The sequence below is a fragment of the Kribbella sandramycini genome (assembly GCF_013131805.1).
Lineage (GTDB): Bacteria > Actinomycetota > Actinomycetes > Propionibacteriales > Kribbellaceae > Kribbella > Kribbella sandramycini.
On record NZ_JABJRC010000014.1, the window covers coordinates 58,375 to 76,394 of the forward strand.

20 protein-coding genes are annotated in these 18,020 nt (G+C 68.8%); 11 read left to right on the forward strand and 9 right to left on the reverse strand.

Annotated features, from left to right (window positions below; genetic code table 11):
* Nucleotides 1–65: 65 nt before the first annotated feature.
* The 3 genes from HPO96_RS35850 (at nt 66) to HPO96_RS35860 (ending at nt 2,905) form a co-directional block, all read left to right on the forward strand.
* Nucleotides 66–1,634: an IucA/IucC family protein gene (locus HPO96_RS35850; protein ID WP_171678922.1), complete on the forward strand. Its 1,569-nt coding sequence runs from the start codon at nt 66–68 to the stop codon at nt 1,632–1,634.
* A 78-nt stretch (nt 1,635–1,712) separates the two neighbouring features.
* The gene (locus HPO96_RS35855; RefSeq protein WP_171678923.1) at nt 1,713–2,369 is read left to right on the forward strand and encodes a class I SAM-dependent methyltransferase; all 657 of its coding nucleotides are present in this window, start codon (nt 1,713–1,715) and stop codon (nt 2,367–2,369) included.
* A gap of 95 nt (nt 2,370–2,464) precedes the next feature.
* Nucleotides 2,465–2,905, forward strand: coding sequence for a DUF805 domain-containing protein (locus HPO96_RS35860; RefSeq protein WP_171678924.1), 441 nt, complete (start codon nt 2,465–2,467; stop codon nt 2,903–2,905).
* A 51-nt stretch (nt 2,906–2,956) separates the two neighbouring features.
* On the opposite strand, the gene HPO96_RS35865 is transcribed toward HPO96_RS35860, so the two are convergent.
* Both HPO96_RS35865 and HPO96_RS35870 read right to left on the reverse strand, forming a co-directional pair.
* Nucleotides 2,957–4,363, reverse strand: coding sequence for a metallopeptidase TldD-related protein (locus HPO96_RS35865; RefSeq protein ID WP_171678925.1), 1,407 nt, complete (start codon nt 4,361–4,363; stop codon nt 2,957–2,959).
* Nucleotides 4,360–5,877, reverse strand: a complete 1,518-nt coding sequence (locus HPO96_RS35870; protein WP_171678926.1) for a metallopeptidase TldD-related protein — start codon at nt 5,875–5,877, stop codon at nt 4,360–4,362. The genes HPO96_RS35865 and HPO96_RS35870 overlap by 4 nt, the downstream gene beginning before the upstream one ends.
* A gap of 62 nt (nt 5,878–5,939) precedes the next feature.
* Here HPO96_RS35870 and HPO96_RS35875 point away from each other — a divergent pair, with 62 nt between their 5' ends.
* The 3 genes from HPO96_RS35875 to HPO96_RS35885 are packed head-to-tail and all read left to right on the forward strand — an operon-like array spanning nt 5,940 to nt 7,774.
* Complete coding sequence (locus HPO96_RS35875; protein ID WP_337796945.1) at nt 5,940–6,485, forward strand: RNA polymerase sigma factor; 546 nt, start codon at nt 5,940–5,942, stop codon at nt 6,483–6,485.
* Entirely contained in the window at nt 6,482–7,138 is a 657-nt protein-coding gene (locus tag HPO96_RS35880; protein ID WP_171678927.1) for a hypothetical protein, read from the forward strand. Before HPO96_RS35875 ends, HPO96_RS35880 begins: the two co-directional genes overlap by 4 nt.
* Nucleotides 7,139–7,159: 21 nt before the next feature.
* Nucleotides 7,160–7,774, forward strand: a complete 615-nt coding sequence (locus tag HPO96_RS35885) for a hypothetical protein (RefSeq protein ID WP_171678928.1) — start codon at nt 7,160–7,162, stop codon at nt 7,772–7,774.
* Here HPO96_RS35885 and HPO96_RS35890 read toward each other — a convergent pair.
* Complete coding sequence (locus HPO96_RS35890) at nt 7,764–8,615, reverse strand: alpha/beta hydrolase (protein WP_171678929.1); 852 nt, start codon at nt 8,613–8,615, stop codon at nt 7,764–7,766. The two genes, HPO96_RS35885 and HPO96_RS35890, sit on opposite strands and share 11 nt — an antisense overlap.
* 147 nt (nt 8,616–8,762) lie before the next feature.
* Here HPO96_RS35890 and HPO96_RS39815 point away from each other — a divergent pair, with 147 nt between their 5' ends.
* From HPO96_RS39815 to HPO96_RS35915, 5 genes are read left to right on the forward strand one after another with little or no spacing between them, the layout of a single operon-like run.
* On the forward strand, nt 8,763–9,692 hold the full coding sequence (locus tag HPO96_RS39815; protein WP_171678930.1) for an ABC transporter permease subunit: 930 nt from the start codon (nt 8,763–8,765) through the stop codon (nt 9,690–9,692).
* Nucleotides 9,692–10,690 (forward strand): ABC transporter permease, encoded by a 999-nt coding sequence (locus HPO96_RS35900; RefSeq protein ID WP_171678931.1) that lies wholly within the window; start codon nt 9,692–9,694, stop codon nt 10,688–10,690. Before HPO96_RS39815 ends, HPO96_RS35900 begins: the two co-directional genes overlap by 1 nt.
* A complete protein-coding gene (locus HPO96_RS35905) occupies nt 10,683–11,681 on the forward strand; it encodes an ABC transporter ATP-binding protein (RefSeq protein ID WP_171678932.1) in 999 nt (332 codons plus the stop codon). Before HPO96_RS35900 ends, HPO96_RS35905 begins: the two co-directional genes overlap by 8 nt.
* Nucleotides 11,678–12,661, forward strand: coding sequence for an ABC transporter ATP-binding protein (locus HPO96_RS35910; protein ID WP_171678933.1), 984 nt, complete (start codon nt 11,678–11,680; stop codon nt 12,659–12,661). The genes HPO96_RS35905 and HPO96_RS35910 overlap by 4 nt, the downstream gene beginning before the upstream one ends.
* A complete protein-coding gene (locus HPO96_RS35915) occupies nt 12,658–14,331 on the forward strand; it encodes an ABC transporter substrate-binding protein (protein WP_238355880.1) in 1,674 nt (557 codons plus the stop codon). The genes HPO96_RS35910 and HPO96_RS35915 overlap by 4 nt, the downstream gene beginning before the upstream one ends.
* A 197-nt stretch (nt 14,332–14,528) precedes the next feature.
* Here HPO96_RS35915 and HPO96_RS35920 read toward each other — a convergent pair whose 3' ends face one another.
* From HPO96_RS35920 to HPO96_RS35940, 6 genes are all read right to left on the reverse strand, one after another.
* Nucleotides 14,529–14,945 carry an Imm1 family immunity protein gene (locus tag HPO96_RS35920; RefSeq protein ID WP_171678934.1) on the reverse strand — a complete coding sequence of 139 codons (417 nt, stop codon included), beginning with the start codon at nt 14,943–14,945 and terminating at the stop codon, nt 14,529–14,531.
* A complete protein-coding gene (locus HPO96_RS35925) occupies nt 14,942–15,430 on the reverse strand; it encodes a DddA-like double-stranded DNA deaminase toxin (protein WP_171678935.1) in 489 nt (162 codons plus the stop codon). Before HPO96_RS35925 ends, HPO96_RS35920 begins: the two co-directional genes overlap by 4 nt.
* Nucleotides 15,431–15,826: 396 nt before the next feature.
* Nucleotides 15,827–16,069, reverse strand: a complete 243-nt coding sequence (locus tag HPO96_RS35930) for a hypothetical protein (RefSeq protein ID WP_238355881.1) — start codon at nt 16,067–16,069, stop codon at nt 15,827–15,829.
* 126 nt (nt 16,070–16,195) lie between these two features.
* Nucleotides 16,196–16,402: a hypothetical protein gene (locus tag HPO96_RS38775; protein ID WP_171678936.1), complete on the reverse strand. Its 207-nt coding sequence runs from the start codon at nt 16,400–16,402 to the stop codon at nt 16,196–16,198.
* A 93-nt stretch (nt 16,403–16,495) separates the two neighbouring features.
* Nucleotides 16,496–16,624, reverse strand: a complete 129-nt coding sequence (locus HPO96_RS39400; protein ID WP_272954787.1) for a hypothetical protein — start codon at nt 16,622–16,624, stop codon at nt 16,496–16,498.
* Entirely contained in the window at nt 16,621–17,976 is a 1,356-nt protein-coding gene (locus HPO96_RS35940) for an APC family permease (protein WP_171678937.1), read from the reverse strand. Before HPO96_RS35940 ends, HPO96_RS39400 begins: the two co-directional genes overlap by 4 nt.
* Between the last annotated feature and the right edge of the window lie 44 nt (nt 17,977–18,020).

The window sequence follows — 18,020 nt, forward strand, 5'->3', positions numbered from 1 at the left end:
GGTCACGGCGGCCGTTTGAAGTTAGGGTTCCCTAAGTAAGCGTTGCCTTACCAGGGAGAGTGGGCGTGACCTCGTCGACCGAGACGGCTGTTGCGGCGCATCTGAACGCGATTCTGCGGTGGTACACGCGGGAGGCCGGCGTGCCGGTGGCGTTCGGCGTACTGCGGTTGGCGGTCGGCGCGTCGACGGTGACTGCCCGGGTCGAGCACGCTTCGCGGACCGGTTGGCATCAGTTCGCCGGCATCCTGGTGGACGGCGTGCCGCCGGCGCCGGAGGAGCTGGTTCGGGTGCTGTCGGCCGGCGCCGATCCGGCCGATGTGGACGACCTGGTGGCGCGGACGGCGGAGTCGGTGCGGAACGTCGCGCGCTTCGTCTCCGCGGGGGAGTGCGACCGCGGGCCGGGCCGCTTCCTGGAAATCGAGCAGGGGCTCCTGTTCGGGCAGTTGAATCACCCGGCGCCCAAGAGCCGGGACGGACTGAGCGGCGCCGAGCTGGCGAGGTACTCGCCGGAGCTCGGCGGCCGTTTCGCAGTGCACTGGTTCGAGGCCGACACCGAATTGGTGTCCTCGGACCAGGTGGCCGGCGCGCCCTCGCTGCAGGGACTGGACGCTGTGCAGCTGATGGGCGCGCTGGCCGGTATCACTCCGTCGTCGGGCCGGGTGCTGATCCCGGCCCACCCGTGGCAGGCGGCCGCGCTGGTGCAACGCCCGCGCGTGGCCAAACTGATCGCGGACGGCCGGGTCCGCGAGCTGGGCCCGCACGGCGCGCAGTGGTACCCGACGTCGAGTCTGCGCACGCTCTACCACCCTGACCTGCCGGTCATGCTGAAACTGTCGCTCGGCCTCCGCGTCACCGACACGAGCCGCGAGTCGACGCCGACCGAGCTGCGCCGCGGTGTGGAGATCTACCGGCTCCTCGACGCGGCCTACAACGCCGGTACGGCGACCGCGCACCCGCGCTTCACCCTTGTTCGCGACCCGGCCTGGATCGCACTCGACGAGGGCGGCCCGACACTGACCGGGCTGGACGTCGCTGTTCGGGAGGTCCCGAACGACGTCAACAGCTACGCCTGTCTCGCCGGTCTGGTTGCCCCGCGCCCGGATCGGATCAGCCGGCTCAGCGAGTACGCCGTCGACGACCCGGGTGGCTGGGTGGCGGCGTACATCGACCATGTGCTGATCCCGATGCTGCATCTGTACGCCGAAACGGGGATCGGTCTGGAGGCGCACGGCCAGAACACGCTCGTCCGGCTGGACGGGCTGGGCCGGATCAAGGGCGGTGCGTACCGCGACAACCAGGGCTACTACCTGGCGTCGTCGTACCTGCGTGGTCTGTTGGCTGTGACCGGCCTGCGCGACTCGGCGCTTGTCGTCACCGACGACCAGGATGTTGACGACCTGCTCACGTGCAACCTGCTGCACAACCAGGCGCTGGCCGTTGTGGGCTGTCTGGCCGCGGATGGCATTGCGGATGAGTCAGAACTCCTCGACGTCGTCCGCGATCGGCTGATCCTCGCTCTGCCGCTCCTACAGGCTGCCGGCCCGGACGGCGACCGCCTCGCCCGCCGCTGGCTGACCGCCGACACTCTGCCCTGCAAACCGGACCTGCACGCCCCCAACCCCCTCACGGTCTGACCCACGCTCTGAGCCGGTGACGTAGGCTGGCGCGGTCTGCCGATCGTCCAGATCGGTGGGACGACCACGGGGAGCAGTATGAATACTGGACATGTCGAGCTCGCACGGGCTCAGCAGGATCGCTGGGAGGCGGCGTACGCACGCCATCCGCAGCTGCACGGGTCTGAGCCCTCTGAGGCTGCCCGGTGGGCAGCTGAGGCGTTCGGGGCCGCTGGCATCGATGACGTACTGGAACTCGGCGCGGGCCACGGCCGGGACGCGCTCTACCTGGCTGCACAGGGGTTCAGCGTGCACGCCACCGACTTCAGCGAGACCGCACTGGACCAACTGCGGCAGCATGCGCAGCGGGCCGGTCTCGACGACCGGGTGACCGCCGCGTTGCACGACGTCCGCGATCCACTGCCGCCTGCTGACGCGACCGTGAACGCCGTGTTCGCGAACCTGCTGCTGAACATGGCCTTCAGCCCGGCCGAGCTGCGGACACTGGTCGGCGAGGTGCAGCGCGTGCTGCGGCCAGGTGGGTTGTTCGTGTACGCCGTCTGGTCGGCGGATGACTCTTGTGCCGGCTCGTGGGAGGCCGTCGATGACGGCCTGTCCGAACACGACGGTTTCGTCGGCCGCTTCTTCGACCGAGGGCTGGTCGACGAGCTGTCGACCGGCTGGCAGCCGGTGGACATCACGCCGTACGCCGAGCCGCCGCGCCGGCTGTGGCGGGTCGCGGTCGCGAAAAGGTGAAGTTCGCTCGAAGTACGGCGCGCCCGGTTGCCGCCTGACCCGGGACCGGACACGGTGCTGTGACGCGCCTCACCTTCGAGAATCGGAGAGCTGCCATGCAGTGGTTCATCGACGTCATCACCAAGCGTTACGCGCAGTTCAGCGGTCGCGCGCGGCGGAAAGAGTTCTGGTTCTTCCAGCTGTTCTTCTTCATCGGGGCGCTCGTACTGAGCATCCTGGACTCGCTGCTCGGTCTCGAGTTCTACAAGAGTGCGACCTACGGCAGCTTCGGCTACCTGGCTGTTGTGTTCCAGCTCGCGCTGCTGGTGCCCTCGATCGCGGTCAGCGTGCGTCGGCTGCACGATGTGGGCCGCAGCGGCTGGTGGGTCCTGCTCAGCTTCGTGGTCTGCATTGGCTGGATCGTCCTGCTCGTCTGGTACGTGAGGGAGGGGCAGGTCGGTGACAACGAGCACGGCCCGGACCCGAAGGCGGCTGAACGCGGCCAGGGGTTCGGCGGTCCGTCCGGCCCGGCTGAGCCTGGGTACCCGACGGTCTGAGCACAGCACAACGCCCCGCGAACCCTGGTGGTTCGCGGGGCGTTGCCGTGTTCAGCTGGCTTGACTGACGCTCGACATGTTGAAGTCGGGAACCAGCAGCGGCGGCGTGGCGGTGCGGGAGAACTCGTCGCCCCACTCGCGCGAGAACGACGGAACCGTCGCACCGGCCTGGCTGAAGCGGGAGAGCAGGTCTACTGGGCTCTCGTTGAAGCGGAAGTTGTTGACCGCTCCGACGACCTCACCGTTCTGGACGCGGTAGACGCCGTCCCGGGTCAGTCCGGTGACCAGCAGGGTCTGCGGGTCGACCATCCGGATGTACCAGAGGCAGGTCAGCAGCAGACCGTCGTCCAGACCGGCGACCAGGTCATCGGTCGTACCGGTGGCGCCGTCGACCGACAGTGCGTAGTTGTCGATCGCCGGAGCGGCGGCTGGGGCGCCGATCAGCTCGGCGGTGTGCCGGCTGGTCATCAGCGTCTCGAGTTTGCCGCTGCGGATCCAGTCCGTCGCCGACAGCGTCAGCCCGTTGTCGAAAACGCTCGCGGAGTCGCCGGACGTCTGCGCGACGACGAACGGGAACGTCTCCAGCCCAGGCAGCGCCGGGTCGGAGCGCAACTGGACGGCGTGCGGAGTCAGCGCCTCACCGACCCGCGAGCCACCGGAGGCCTTGGCGAACGCGCTGCGACCCTCGAACGCGGACCGGCCGTCCAGCTCCCAGAACAGGTACGTCGTCAGGTCGGCAACCGCAGCCGGGGGCAGAACCGTCGCATGCCGGCCCGGCTCGACCGCTACGGTCCGCTGCGCCCAGCCGAGCCGGCGGACCAGCTCGGCGTCCAAAGCCAGCGGATCGATATCGCTGAAGTCACGAGTGGCAGCGCCTGCCCAGGCGGACTGGACGCGGTCGCCGGACTTGCCGGTGGCGCTGACGAAACCGCGGGGGAGGGCCTGGCGGATGCGCAGCCCGGCCGAGGAGCCGACGTACACGGTGACGACCTCATGGTCGGCGAAACCGAACAGCCAGCGTCCTTCGGCGGTTGCGCGCCGCAGGGACTCACCGAGCGCCGGCGCGAACTTCTCGTAGACCGTCACCGAGGTCTCGGCCGGCTCATCGGCCCAGCTGTCGCTGACCGCGCCCTCGACCAGCGGCCGCGCGTCCTCCGCCGGAGCGGCGTCCCGTGCGGTCGACACAGCTGCTGCGATCAGTTCTGGCAGTGAGACGTCGGTGACGAGCGACCGGCCGATGACGCCGGTCGCGGTGCCCTCGCCTGCGCCGACGGTGGCGATGACGGTGACCTGTGAGCCGCGCATGGAGCCGTTGGTGGTCAGGGTGTTGTTGGCCCAGCGCAGGTTGGCGCTGGAAGTCTCGGTGACGATGATGACGCAGCCGTCGGCGCCTTCGGTCGCAGCGAGCTCCAGGCCGCGTTCGACCGTGTCCTGTGGGGTGAGCTGAATGGCGGTCACCGGCCGGCCTCCTGCGTGGTGTTGAGGATGTTGACGCCGCGGAACAGTGCGGACGGGCAGCCGTGGCTGACCGCGCCGGACTGCGCGGGCTGGGCCTTGCCGCAGTTCAGCGCGCCGTGCAGCACGTAGGTCTGCGGGCCGCCGACGGCTTCCATCGAGCCCCAGAAGTCGGTGGTGGTGGCTTGGTAGGCGATGTCGCGGAGCTGGCCGTCGAGTTTGCCGTTGGTGATCTTGTAGAAGCGCTGTCCGGTGAACTGGAAGTTGTAGCGCTGCATGTCGATGGACCAGGATTTGTCGCCGACGATGTAGATGCCGTTCTCGACGCGGCTGATCAGCTCTTCGGTCGACGGCCCGTCGGGAGCGGGTTGCAGGGAGACGTTGGCCATCCGCTGGATGGGGATGTGGCCGGAGGAGTCGGCGTACGCGCAGCCGTTGGAGCGCGGCGTCCCGAGCAGCTCTTCGTTGACCTTCGCCATCCGGCGGTCGACCTGGTAGCCGACCAGGATGCCGTCCTTGACCAGGTCCCACTGCTGGCCGGCGACACCTTCGTCGTCGTAGCCGACGGTGGACAGGCCGTGCTCGGCGGTGCGGTCGCCGGTGACGTGCATGACCGGTGAGCCGTATTTGAGGTTGCCGAGCTTGTCGGTGGTGGCGAAGCTCGTGCCGGCGTAGTTGGCCTCGTAGCCGAGCGCGCGGTCCAGCTCGGTGGCGTGGCCGATCGACTCGTGGATGGTGAGCCACAGGTTGCTGGGGTCGATGACGACGTCGTACACACCGGCTTCGACGCTCGGCGCGGCCATCTTCTCGGCGAGGTAGCCGGGGATGCGGGCGAGTTCGTCGTCCCAGTCCCAGCCGGTGCCGGTGAGGTATTCCCAGCCGCGGCCGACGGGTGGGGCGAGGCTGGCCATCGAGTCGAAGCGGCCGGTCTCGGCGTCCACGGCGAAGGCGGTGAAGTCGGTGCCGGTGCGGATCCGCTGCTGGGTGTAGGTCGTGCCTTCGGAGTTGGCGTAGAACTTGCACTCGTGGACGAAGGCGACGTGCACGCTGACATGCGCGACGCCGTCGGCATTGAGCAGCCGGTCGCTGTAGTCGGTCAGCAGAGCGACCTTGTTGGCGCGCGGGACGGTGAAGGGGTCGATGTCGTACGACGAGACCCAGGTGGCGTTGTCGTACGCCGGCTCGTCGGCCAGTTCGATCGGTTCGGCGTTGATCGGGCGGGCGACTTGGGCCATGTGGACAGCTTGTTCGGCGACCTGAACGGCTTCGTCGGTGGTCAGGGCGATGCCGGCTGCGAAGCCCCAGGTGCCGTCATGGACGACGCGGACGGCCAGGCCGAGGTCTTCGGTGTCGGTCGCGCTTTCGAGCACGCTGTCGCGGAGTGCGAGCGATTCGTACCGGATGCGCTCGAGGCGGAACTCGGCGAAGGTGGCGCCCAGGTCCCGGGCGCGCTGCAGTGCGGCGTCCGCGAGCTCTTGTCGGGGCAGGGCAAGGAAGGACTCATCGACTTCTGGCACGTCGCCGACCTTATACACCGGAACCTACAGACGAGCTGCGGTGTAGTGACAATGACCAGAACGTGTCAGGAGGCCGTATCAGCGAGGTGGACGAGGTAGCGATCCTGGCTCGGGTGCGTAGCGGTGACTCCGCTGCGTACGGCGAGCTGGTGCTGCTGCATGCCCCGATCGCGAAGCGGACGGCGGTCTTCCTCGGTGCGGGCGCGGATGCGGACGACGTCGTCCAGGAGGCGTTCGTGAAGGCATACCGGGCGCTGGGGAGTTTTCGCAGCGAGGCGGCGTTCCGGCCGTGGCTGCTGCGAATCGTCGCCAACGAGACGCGGAACGCCGTCCGGTCCCGCTCGCGGCGTAGCCGCCGCGAGGAGCTCGCTGCGCCGCTGGACGTCGTACTGGACCCGGCTGACGCTGCTGTGTCGCTGGTTCGGCGTACAGAGCTGTTGGCGGCGGTTTCGGCGTTGCCGGAGCCGCAGCGGCTCGTAGTGACGTGCCGGTATCTGTTGGAGCTGGATGAGCAGGAGACCGCGGTAGTGCTCGGCTGGCCGCGCGGAACGGTGAAGTCGCGCCTGCACCGCGCGCTGGACCGGCTACGAAAGGAGGTGCCCGCATGAATCTGGACGACGAGCTACGCGCCCTCGGCCGCTCTGCCGTGGTGCCTCCGGTGGACGACGCACTGACGGCCGCCGTACTCAACCGCGTCGCCGACATCCCGGTTCGGCGCCGCATGCGCGATCGCTGGCGGTTCTTCGTCGCTGGCCTGTGTGTACTACTGGCCGGGCTGGCGCTCACACCGCCAGTACGGGCGACAGTCGCGGAGTGGCTGCGGATCGGGGGAGTGGAGGCGCGGCCGGTCGGCACTGCACCCAGTACGGCACCACCGATCCCTGTGGTCACTGGCCGGCTGTCTCTGGACGACGCTGCCCGTACTGCGGGTTTCACACCGGCCTGGCCGCGTGAACTGGGCACACCGGCCGGTGTGGACGCATCACCGAGGTTCGTCGCGATGGGGTGGGACGGTGTGCGGCTGGAGCAGTTCCAGTCCGGAGTGTCACCGCTGTACTGGAAGAAGTACTACAACCAGATCGAGTATGTGCCCGAGGTCTCCGGCTACTGGTTCAGCACTCCGCACACGCTAGTGCTGGTGGACCAACGCGTCGTCCGCATCGCTGGGCCGACTCTGGTCTGGGAGCGGGCCGGTGTCACCTACCGGCTCGAAGTCGCCGACAAGGCCCGGGCCGTCCAACTCGCCGCCGGAACCTCCTGACCCGTCGCGGTGTATCCAGGTATGGCCCGACGATTCCTGGCGCTGCTCGCCGTACTGCTCCTGCTGCCCGCCGTCCCGGCCCACGCCGGCGGCCCTACGAGCGTGCTCCTCAGCGCGCCCCCGCACGTCACCGCCCTCGGCTACGACGACCCGAAGTACAGCCAGCTGATGAGCCTCACCGACCCGTCAGCCGCCCGCCCCGAGCCCGACACCGGCTCCCACGAGGAGGGCGCCTTCGTCCGCGCCACCTGGCTCATCCACGACATGCGAGTCTGGCGTCTCAGCCTCATCTACCCAGACGCCCCTGGCGGCCCCTGGATCGCCACCACCGAGATCCCCGGCGACTCCAGCCCCACCTGGCACCGCACCACCGACCCAGTAGCCCTGACCAAGCTCCTGAGCGACCTCAAGCTCCTACCAGGCGACCGCAACGGCGAACACCCCCGCGGCGGCCCCACCACCTACCCCCAACCAAACCAGGCCGCCCCCGCGCCCACTCCCACCACCGAACTAGCCGCCACCACCACCTTCTTCACCGGCTGGCGTTGGTCCCTCCCCGGCATCCTCCTCGGAGCCGTCATCGCTGTCGTAGCAATCCGGCTCCTCCGGCCGCGCCGCTGGGACCTCACCGGCTGAGCCACCCAAGCACCTCTCGATACGCCGGTGCCGGCGGAATGTGCCCACCGGCGTACTCGACCCGCTCAGCCGACAGCTCACCCGCCAGCAGTTCCGCGTACCTGCGCGAGCGCTCATCAGCGCTGCCGTACCAAAGGCGCACCGGTACGGCGACGTCCGCGAAGTCGAACCCCCACGGACGCGCAAAGGCGACCAAGTCGTCGTACCAGCCGTCGTGACTCGTCACGAACGTAGCGGTGAGCCGAGCCATCGCCTCGGCGTCATCACGCGCGGGCGGGCCAGGCGGCGTACCGGGGTCAGGCGGGAACTCAGGCCCACCAGCTTCGACTGCGGACATGATGTGTGCCGCTGACTGCTCGAACAACGGACGTAGGCTGGCTGGCTCGTGTGCCGCCAGCCATGACGTTTCGTTGCGGCGGGGGTCGGCGTCCTCGTCAGCTTGAGTGGGCTGGGGCCCGTCGGTTAGTGGGGGCGCAATGCCGCCGACCACCGCGCAGCGGGTGACCCGATCGGAGAGCAGGGCCGCACAGGCGAGGGCGTGCGGCCCGCCGCCGGAGCCGCCGGTGACGGCGAACGCCGACCAGCCGAGGTGGTCCGCGAGCGCAGCGGCGTCTGCGGCTGCAGCGGCGACGGTGCGGCCGGGTTGGCGGGTGGAACCGCCGTATCCGGGGCGGTCGGGGAAGACGACGTCGAGGCCGGCGTCGGCGATGGCCGCGACCACCTCAGGGCGCTTCCAGCGGGTTGACGGCGAGCCGCCGAGCGAGAGCACCGGTACGCCGCCAGAGTGGCCGTAGCGGCTGTAGTTGAGGACTCGGGTGCCGATGCGGAGCTCGCTGTCCATCTGCGGAGAGTAGCCACCCGGGAGCACCTACCTGAATCTGGAGTTGTCGAGTAGAGATTCTCAGGATTCAAGATGGTGTGGGCATGGTGGGAGGATGCGCTCTAGCTTGTGTCGGCTGTTGGAAATTCAACCTCGTCGGGAGTGCTTGTGAGTTCGTCGGTCGCCGGGGCGGTCAGTCCGACCCGGCAGGCGCTGCGCCGGGTCCGGCGGGACCGGAGCGCGCGGGTCGGTCTGGTGCTGGTCGCGGCGCTGATCGTGGTGGCGGCGGCCTCGCCGCTACTGGTGAAACTGTCCGGGCAGGACGCGTACACGTACCACATCGACCTGCTGGATCCGGCCCGCGGGAACGCGCCGCTCGGGTCGTTCGGCGGGGTCAGCGCCGAGCACTGGTTCGGCGTCGAGCCGCTGACCGGCCGGGACCTGTTCTCGATCGTGGTCCTCGGCCTGCGGACGTCGCTGGTGATCGCGATCGTGGTCACCGTCGTCACCACCGTGATCGGCACGCTGCTCGGGATCACCGCGGCCTACGTGGGCGGCTGGTTCGACGCCGTCCTGTCCCGGTTGCTCGACTTCCTGTTCGGCTTCCCGCAACTCGTCTTCATGATTGCCCTGGGCATCATCGTCCCGGCGAAGGTGCCGCGGACGTTGTTGCTGATCGGCGTCCTGAGCGTCTTCGGCTGGGCCGGCCTGGCCCGGTTGATCCGGGCGCAGGCCCGCTCGCTGGTCACCCGGGAATTCGTCGAGGCGGCCCGCAGCGTCGGCTCGTCCGGCTGGTGGGTGATCACCCGCGAGCTGCTGCCGAACCTGCTCGGCCCGGTGCTGGTGATCGCGACGCTCGCGATCCCCGGCTACATCGGCGCCGAGGCCGCGCTGTCCTTCCTGGGCGTCGGCGTCCCGCCGCCGACACCGAGTCTCGGCCGCTCGATCTCGGACTCGATCGTCTGGGTCTACACCGGCGCCGACCCGTGGTTCATGGTCTTCCCCGGGATTGCGCTGTTCGCCGCGGTCCTCGGCTTCACCCTGCTCGGCGACGGCGTCCGCGACGCCTTCGACGTCCGGCTGCGGAGGACCCGCTGATGCCCGGGATCGTCTGGTTCGTCGTCCGCCGGCTGTTCGCGACCGTGCTGGTGATGCTCGCGCTCAGCCTCGCCGTGTACCTGATCTTCTACGCGATCCCCGCCGACCCCGCCCATCTGTCCTGCGGCAAACCCTGTACGCCGGACCGGCTGGAGCAGGCCCGGCACTTCATGCAGCTCGACCAGAGCACGATCCAGCAGTACCTGAACTTCCTCAGGGGCATCTTCGCCGGCCGGACCTTCGGCGACGGGCCGGCCGCGGTGCGCTGCGAGGCGCCCTGCTTCGGCTACTCGTTCCCGCTCGGCCGCCCGGTCACGACCCTGATCGCGGATCGGCTCCCCGTCACCGCCTCGATCGCGCTCGGCGCCGCCGTCCTCTGGTTGCTGATCGGCGTCTCGCTCGGTGTGATCGCGGCGCTGAACCGCGGCCGGCTGCTCGATCGGCTCTCGGTCGGCGTCGCGCTGATCGGGGTCTCGACGCCGTCGTTCCTGCTCGGCCTGCTGGCGATCCTGGCCTTCGGGTTCTGGCTGAACATGGTCCCGGTCAACGGGTACGTCCCGTTCACCGAGAGCCCGGTCGACTGGGCCTGGCATCTGGTCACCCCGTGGCTGGTGCTCGCCGTGCTGCAGGCGGCGTCGTACATCCGGCTGACCCGCGCGCAGATGCTCGAGGAGCTCAACCTCGACCACATCACCACCGCGCGGGCCAAGGGCGCGGGGGAGGCGCGCGTCGTCGTCACCCACGGTCTGCGGGGCGCGCTCGTCCCGATCGTCACGCTGTTCGGCCTGGATCTGGGCGGTCTGCTCGGCGGCGCGATTCTGACCGAGAAGGTGTTCAGCATGCAGGGCCTGGGCGAGCTGCTGATCAGCGCCGTCGGCCAGCTGGACGTCGCCGTCGTCGTCGGGGTGACGCTGTTCTCGGCGTTCCTGATCATCCTGGCGAACCTGGTGGTGGACATCGTCCACGGTGCGCTCGACCCGAGGGTGAGTCATGGCTGAGCCGATTCTCGAAGTCCACGACCTGCGCGTCACGTTCGCGACCGAGGGCGGGCCGGTGCCGGCCGTCGACGGCATCGACTTCGCCGTCGCGCCGGGGGAGACGCTGGCGATCGTCGGCGAGTCCGGCTCCGGCAAGAGCGTCAGCTCGGCCGCGGTGATGGGCTTGCTGCCGTCGAACGCCGAGGTGCGCGGCGAGGTGTTGCTCGACGGGCGGGAGCTGGTCGGCCTGGAGGCGGACGAGTTGCGGAAGATCCGCGGTAACGACATCGCCCTGGTTTTCCAGGACGCGTTGTCAGCGCTGAATCCCTACTACAGCGTGGGTTGGCAGGTCGCCGAGGCGTACCGGCTGCACCACGACGTCTCGAAGAAGGTCGCGTTCCGGCGGGCCGTCGAGATGCTCGACAAGGTCGGCATCCCGGACGCCGCCCGGCGCGCGAAGAGCTATCCGCACGAGTTCTCCGGCGGGATGCGGCAGCGGGTCGTGATCGCGATGGCGCTGGTCAACAACCCGCGGGTGCTGATCGCGGATGAGCCGACGACGGCGCTCGACGTCACCGTGCAGGCGCAGATCATGCAGCTGCTCGCCGACGTCCAGGAGGAGTTCGGGACGGCGCTCGTGCTGATCTCGCACGACCTCGGAGTGGTCGCCGAGGTCGCGGACGACGTCCTGGTCATGTACGCCGGGCGCGCGGCCGAGCGGGGGACCGTGCGGGATCTGTTTTTCCGGGCGGCGCATCCGTACAGCCTTGGGCTGCTGGGCGCGATGCCGCGGATCGACGTCCCGCCGACGCGCCGGCTGACGACGATCCCGGGCAGCCCGCCGTCGCCGGGTTCGATCAGCGCCGGGTGCCCGTTCCAGCCGCGCTGCGCGTATACCGAGCGGGTCGGCGAGCGATGCGTCACCGAGCGACCCGAGCTCACACCGCGGCCCGGCGAGGGTGATCACGAGGCCGCCTGTCACCTGGGTCGGCGTCCGGAGGTGGTGGCATGACCGAGGAGCTGCTGCGGCTGGACGGCGTCCGGAAGTACTTTGGGCTGCGTGGCGTGCCGTGGCAGGCGGCCCAGGCCGTGCGCGCGGTGGACGGCGTGAGCTTCGTCGTCCGCAAAGGCGAGACGGTCGGGCTGGTTGGCGAATCAGGGTCGGGCAAGTCGACGCTGGCGCGGGTCGCGACCCGGTTGCTCGACCCGACCGCGGGCCGGGTGGAGATCGGCGGCAAGGACGTCACGCGGGTGCGCGGGCGGCGGCTGCGGCCGGTGCGGCGCAGGGTGCAGATGGTCTTCCAGGACCCGCAGGCCTCGCTGAACCCGCGGCAGTCGGTCGGGACGATTCTGAGTACGCCGTTCCGCGCGCAAGGGACGCGGCCGACCCGGACGCAGCTCGTCGAGCTGCTGCATCAGGTCGGGTTGTCCGAGGAGCATCTGGAGCGGTACCCGCACGAGTTCTCCGGCGGGCAGCGGCAGCGGATCGGGATCGCCCGCGCGCTCGCCGTCAGCCCGGATCTGCTGATCTGCGACGAGCCGGTGTCGGCGCTGGACGTGTCGGTGCAGGCCCAGGTGCTGAACCTGCTGGCCGACCTGCGCGACGAGCTCGGGCTGTCGTACGTCGTCGTCGCGCACGACCTGGCCGTCGTCCGGCAGGTCGCCGGCCGGGTCGCGGTGATGTACCTCGGCACGATCGTCGAGGAAGGGCCGTCGGACCAGGTCTACAACGCGCCGGCCCACCCGTACACGAAGGCTTTGCTGTCGGCGGTGCCGGTGCCCGAGCCGGGCGCCGTCCGGGAGCGGATCGTGCTGACGGGCGACGTGCCGACGCCGATCGCGCCGCCGTCCGGCTGTCCGTTCCGGACACGTTGTTACCGGGCCGAGGACGTTTGCGCCACCGAACGGCCGGTTCTGCAACCGGTCGCGGGCCAGACTGAACACCTGGCCGCCTGCTACTTCCCCGAGCCCCCCACCTCTGAGAGGACATGATGAAACCCATCACCCGAGCGGTCGCGGTCGCGGCCGTACTGGCGTTGGCGGCCACCGCCTGCAACGCCAACAACAAGCCGAGCTCCGGCGGTTCGACCGGCACGGCCGAAGCAGGCGGCACGCTGCAGTTCCTGAGCACCAGCAAGGAAATCAGCTTCGACCCGGCGAAGAGCCAGAATCTCGGCACCAGCGCGATCCACCTGATCCTGCGCGGGCTGACGGCCTGGAAGACCGACCCGGCCAAGCCGACCGAGCTGATCCCGGACCTGGCCACCGACATCGGCCAGACCACCGACGGCGGCAAGACCTGGACCTACAAGCTCAAGCCGAACCTGAAGTACGCCGACGGCTCGACGATCGTTGCCGCCGACATCAAGTACGGGATCGAGCGCTCCTTCGCGCCGGAGCTGTCCGGCGGGCTGGGCTACCACAAGTCGCTGCTGGCCGGGGGCGACAAGTACACCGGCCCGTACAAGGGCGCGTCGCTGGACTCCGTCGAGGCGCCGGACGACACCACGATCGTCTTCAAGCTGAACAAGGCGTTCGGCGACTGGCCGTGGGTGGTCAGCATGCCGGCCTTCTCGCCGGTGCCGAAGAAGGCCGACACCGACCCGGCCCACTACGGCGAGAAGCCGCTGGCCAGCGGCCCGTACCAGGTCAAGACCTACACCCCGGGCTCGAAACTCGAACTCGAGCGCAACCCGAACTGGGACAAGGCCAGCGACCCCGCGCGCACCGCGCTCCCGGACGCCTACGTCTGGCAGATGGGCCTGGAGTCCAACACGGTCAACCAGCGCCTCATCCAGGACTCCGGTGACGACAAGTTTGCCGCCGCGACCGGCGTCAGCGTCCCGGCCGCGCTGATCCCGACCGTCAACGGCAACCCCGCCGTCAAGGCCCGCGTCGCCACGTCGCCGTCCGGCGCCCTGCAGTACCTCGCGATGAACAACAAGCGCCCCGCGCTGTCCAACCCCGAGGTCCGCAAGGCGATCCAGTACGCCGTCGACAAGCAGGCCGTCCAGGTCGCCGAAGGCGGCCCCGAGTTCGGCGGCGAGATCGCCTCCACCCTCATCACCCCCGGTATCGACGGCTACGCGAAGTACAACGCCTACGAGGCCCCGCCCGCCGGCGACCCCGACAAGGCCAAACAACTCCTGGCCGCCGCCGGCGTCAGCAACCTCCGCCTCACCCTGGTCGCCGACAACGCCACCGGCCTCCCCGTCGCCCAAGCCATCCAGCAGGGCCTCAAACGAGCCGGCATCACCGTCGACATCAAACCCCTCGACGCCGAACCCCTCAGCGACCTCATCACCGGCAACAAACCCGACTACGACCTCACCGTCTCCAGCTGGCTCCCCGACTTCCCCAGCGCCCTGGGCAACATCCAGCCCCTCTTCTCCACCTCCGAGATCGGCAACGGCGGCTACAACATCTCCCGCTACTCCAACCCCGCCGTGGACACCGCCATCAACGCCGCCACCGCCGAACCCGACAAAACCAAAGCCGCCACCCTCTGGTCCGCCCTCGACAAACAAATCATGACCGACAGCCCCCTGGTCCCCCTCCTCTACGCCCGCAACGCCTTCCTCCACGGCTCCAAAGTCCAGAACTTCTACCTCCCGCCCTACCCCCCTTACCCCAACACCCTCATCCTCGGCCTGACGAAGTAACCCACACAAAAGCCGGCTGAGCCCTCCACCCAGGGCCCAGCCGGCTTTCGTGTTTCTACGAAGAAAGAGAAGAAAGAAAACGAAAGCATGCCGGTGGGTGCATGAGGACCAAGCCGCACGGCAGTTACAGAGTCAACAGTTGGGCGGAGCCAGGTGATATCGAGGCGGTCGACAGCGAGCTTGGCGACTGATCGATGCTACGCCGCCTTCGTCCACTCGAGCCCGGCCGGCCGTGTTCCCGTTGCCAGGAACTCCTTGATGGCTTCTCGGACGTCGGTGAGGGATACTTCGGAGTCCGCGGGGAACTCGCGGTCGCTTCCGGTGTAGAAGTAGGTCACCTCGGCGTTGCCGGGGCCGTGGGTGTAGTAGGTGCCGCCGTCGCCCATGTAGCGCAGAGCTCCGACGTCGCCGTCCTCGTTGTTGACGGCTACCAGGAGCTCGTGGTCGGGGACTCCGGCGGCGTTCAGACGCCCCTCGACGTAGAGGGCGGCGACCGAGTGATCGTAGTCCTCGCTCAGTAGCCCGTCGATGAGCAGGTCGATGTCGGCGGCGGTTTCAAGGATCAGAGGCTGGGTGTCGTGTTCGTGCTTGTAGTACGCCCTGATGGTGTTCATTCCGGGTCCGACTTTCCGTAGTAGGTCTGCTTGAATCCGCCCGGTCCGTAGACGGTCAGTTGGCTGCCGGGAGGCAAGAAGCTCGGCAAGAGCTTGTTGCAGCCCAGATCGCCGGGGCATGGTCGGTTATTTAACACGATCCGCGCGTTGCGGATGCCGTCGCGCCGCATGCGCATGGCGAACTTGAGTTCGACATCGGCGGCAGTTGACAGAATGGACGGCGGGTCGACGATCCCTAGCTGTTCGGCGTGGCGTTGAGCTTCACCGAACTCGGGGTCGTGGCGTCCGCTGATCAGGTCGTGCTCCGTGCCGTCATCCTCTCGCCAGGTGCCCCGCGTCTTTGGGCTGTAGCTGCGGGTGGGCTTGCGCACCGGTAGGCGGTTCAGAATCTCGATGGCCTTCTGGTCGAAGTCGTCCGACAGTTCGGGTGCAGTCGCGTGTCGCGGCTCCGCGGCATTATCGAGTTGCCGGCGTTCGGGCTGCACGGCTTTGCTCCTGCGTGAGTCCTCTTCTCTGCGGCTGGAGGCCGGGTCATCGTCTGGACTTGGGTCACCGCTCCTGAGTGGGCTGCGGTCCGGTGAGCCCGCTCTGGGGTACGTCGTGCCTGCGGCGCCGAGCTGCACCAACCTTGCCGCCCATCCTTGCGCCTTCGGTGGGGCCATCGATAGGTAGTGTGCGGCCTCCTCGCATCTCCTTGCCGCGTCATCGAGTTGAGCGGCGGCCGTTGCCCCGTTCTGCCCCGCGAGCTGCACAACCGCGGCGGCGTTCTCTCGACATCTACCTGCCGTCCTCTGGAGGTAGGCGACGACCTGCGGCACCTGGTCGAGCGAGTCGACCAGGCCCTGAGCGACCCGTTGCAGTTCGGAGGGCATGATGCCCGCTTAGATCTGGTTTGCGTAGTTCGCGCATCCGGACGCGGCGATCTCCAGCGACTGGGCCGCTTGCTCAACTGCACGCCCGGCGGCGTCCAGGATTTCGGCAATGTCCCGATCGACGCCCGTGGCAGTTCCGGCGATTAGGGCTTGCACCTGCTGCGAGTGCTGCGTGAACTTCATCTTGAACTGAGCGAGGCCGCCGCCGGCCTGCTTGGCTTCCATGGAGATCTGGTGCAGTTGTTCCTTCAAGCGTTGTACGCGTCGCCTGGCTGCGCGGACTCCGCGGAGAGCGACCGTGGACGGAATGGCGGCCGCTTGTTTGAGATCGACCAGGGTCGGAGCTGGGTCAACCTCTTGACTGGTTGAGCGTCCGCGTCAGCCGCCGGAGGTTCCCTTGCCTGCTTTGCCGAAGCCGCCGCGGGCGATGGTGTCGATGGTGCCGCCCTTGGGGGAGAGGCCGCCGCGTTGGATGGTTGGGGCGCCGCCGGAGGCGTTGCGTAGGGTGGAGGTGGTGTAGGTGCCGTCCGTGGTGTTGTAGCGGCCGCCGACTGGCGGTACCAGGAGGCCGCCGCGGGTGGCCATGTAGAACCAGAAGAAGCCGGCGCCGGAGCCGTGGTACTCGCGGTCGTCCTTGCACTGGTCGTCGTCTGTGCGCTGCTGGGTTTGTGGGTCGACTCAGATTGCTGCGTAGTCGGCGGTGTCGCCGTCGTTGGCGCATCCGGTCAGGGAAGCGGCGACCAGCGCGGTCAGGCCGAGCGTGATGCCGGCACTGCGCATGCGCCTGATCGGTCCGGATTGCGTCATACCCTGCCTTCTCCCTCGGCAGGCGGCTTCATCGAGTACATGATCAGCGCGCCCACCACCATGGTGACACCCACGACAACCAGGGGGCCGGTACCCACGTCGGCGACAGCCAGCACCAGGACTGCGGCGAACGACGCGGCCGCGAGCACCGGGATGATCAACCGCTGCGGCACGCGGCCCTTGAGCCGGCCGGTGAAATACACCGGTACGGCGATCGCGGTGGCTAGGTAGTAGAGCGACACCAGGACCGAGACGGCTCCGACGGCGTCGGCCAGTACGGCGTCCGAGATGAGGACCAGGGTGACGTAGATGGTTAGGCTGGCCGCGGCGAAGACCACGGTGGACACGCTGGGGGTGTGGAAGCGAGTGGAGATCCGCGCGAACTGCCCCGGAAACGCGTCGCGCCGGGCCATCGACAGCATGGTCCGGGCGGTCGGCAGGATGGTTGTCTGGGTCGAGGCGAGCGCGGAGACGAGGACTGCGCCGATGAGCAGCTTGCCGCCCGCCGTACCGAGCAGGTCGTTGCTGAGGACCGAGAAGAAGTCGTCGTCCGCGATGCCGGCCAGCGTGCCGACGCCGGCGTATGCGAGCGCGGACCAGGCGACCACGGCGTACAGGACGATCAGGAAACCGTTGGCGACCAGGGCTGCGACGGCCGGAGTACGGCGCGGATCGCGGGTCTCCTCGTTGACGCTGAAGGACGAGTCCCAGCCCCAGTAGAGCAACACCGCGACGAGTACGCCGAGGGCCCACTTGCCCTCGCCGGTGTTCGTCGCGAGGCTGAACGAGCCGGCCTCGCGGAAGGCGTTGCCGGCGAACCAGAGCAACGCCACGACCTCGACCGTCAGCAGGATCGCCTGGGTCCAGGCCGCGATCCGGATACCGCGGTACGCGAGCGCCGCCATCACGGTGATGAACACGGCCCCCAGCGCAGCCTGTGCCGGGCGGGAGCCGGCCGCATCGTCCAGCCCGAGCAGGACGAAGGTGTAGATCGAGGCGACCTGGGCCAGGTTGCTCATGACGAGCACGCAAGCCATCACCGTGGTCCAGCCGACCATGCGGCCGACTCCGATGCCGAACGCCTTCTCTGTCCAGGGGAACGTCGTACCGCAGTCCGGCTCGGTCCGGTTCAGCTCGCGGAAGCAGAGCGCGACCAGCACGACCGGCACCGCCGAAAGCCCCAGGACCAGGGGAGCCGCAGTACCGACGTACGCGGCGAGCAGCCCGACCGCAACGGCCAGCGAGTACGCCGGCGCCGACGAGGAGATCCCGATCGCGGCGGACGTGCCCAACCCAAGCGCGTCCCGCCGCAAACTGCGCCCCCGGGACCGCGAATCACCTGTAGTCGTCATCGTGCGACAAGCTACCCGGTCCTGCGGACCACGAAGGTCAACGC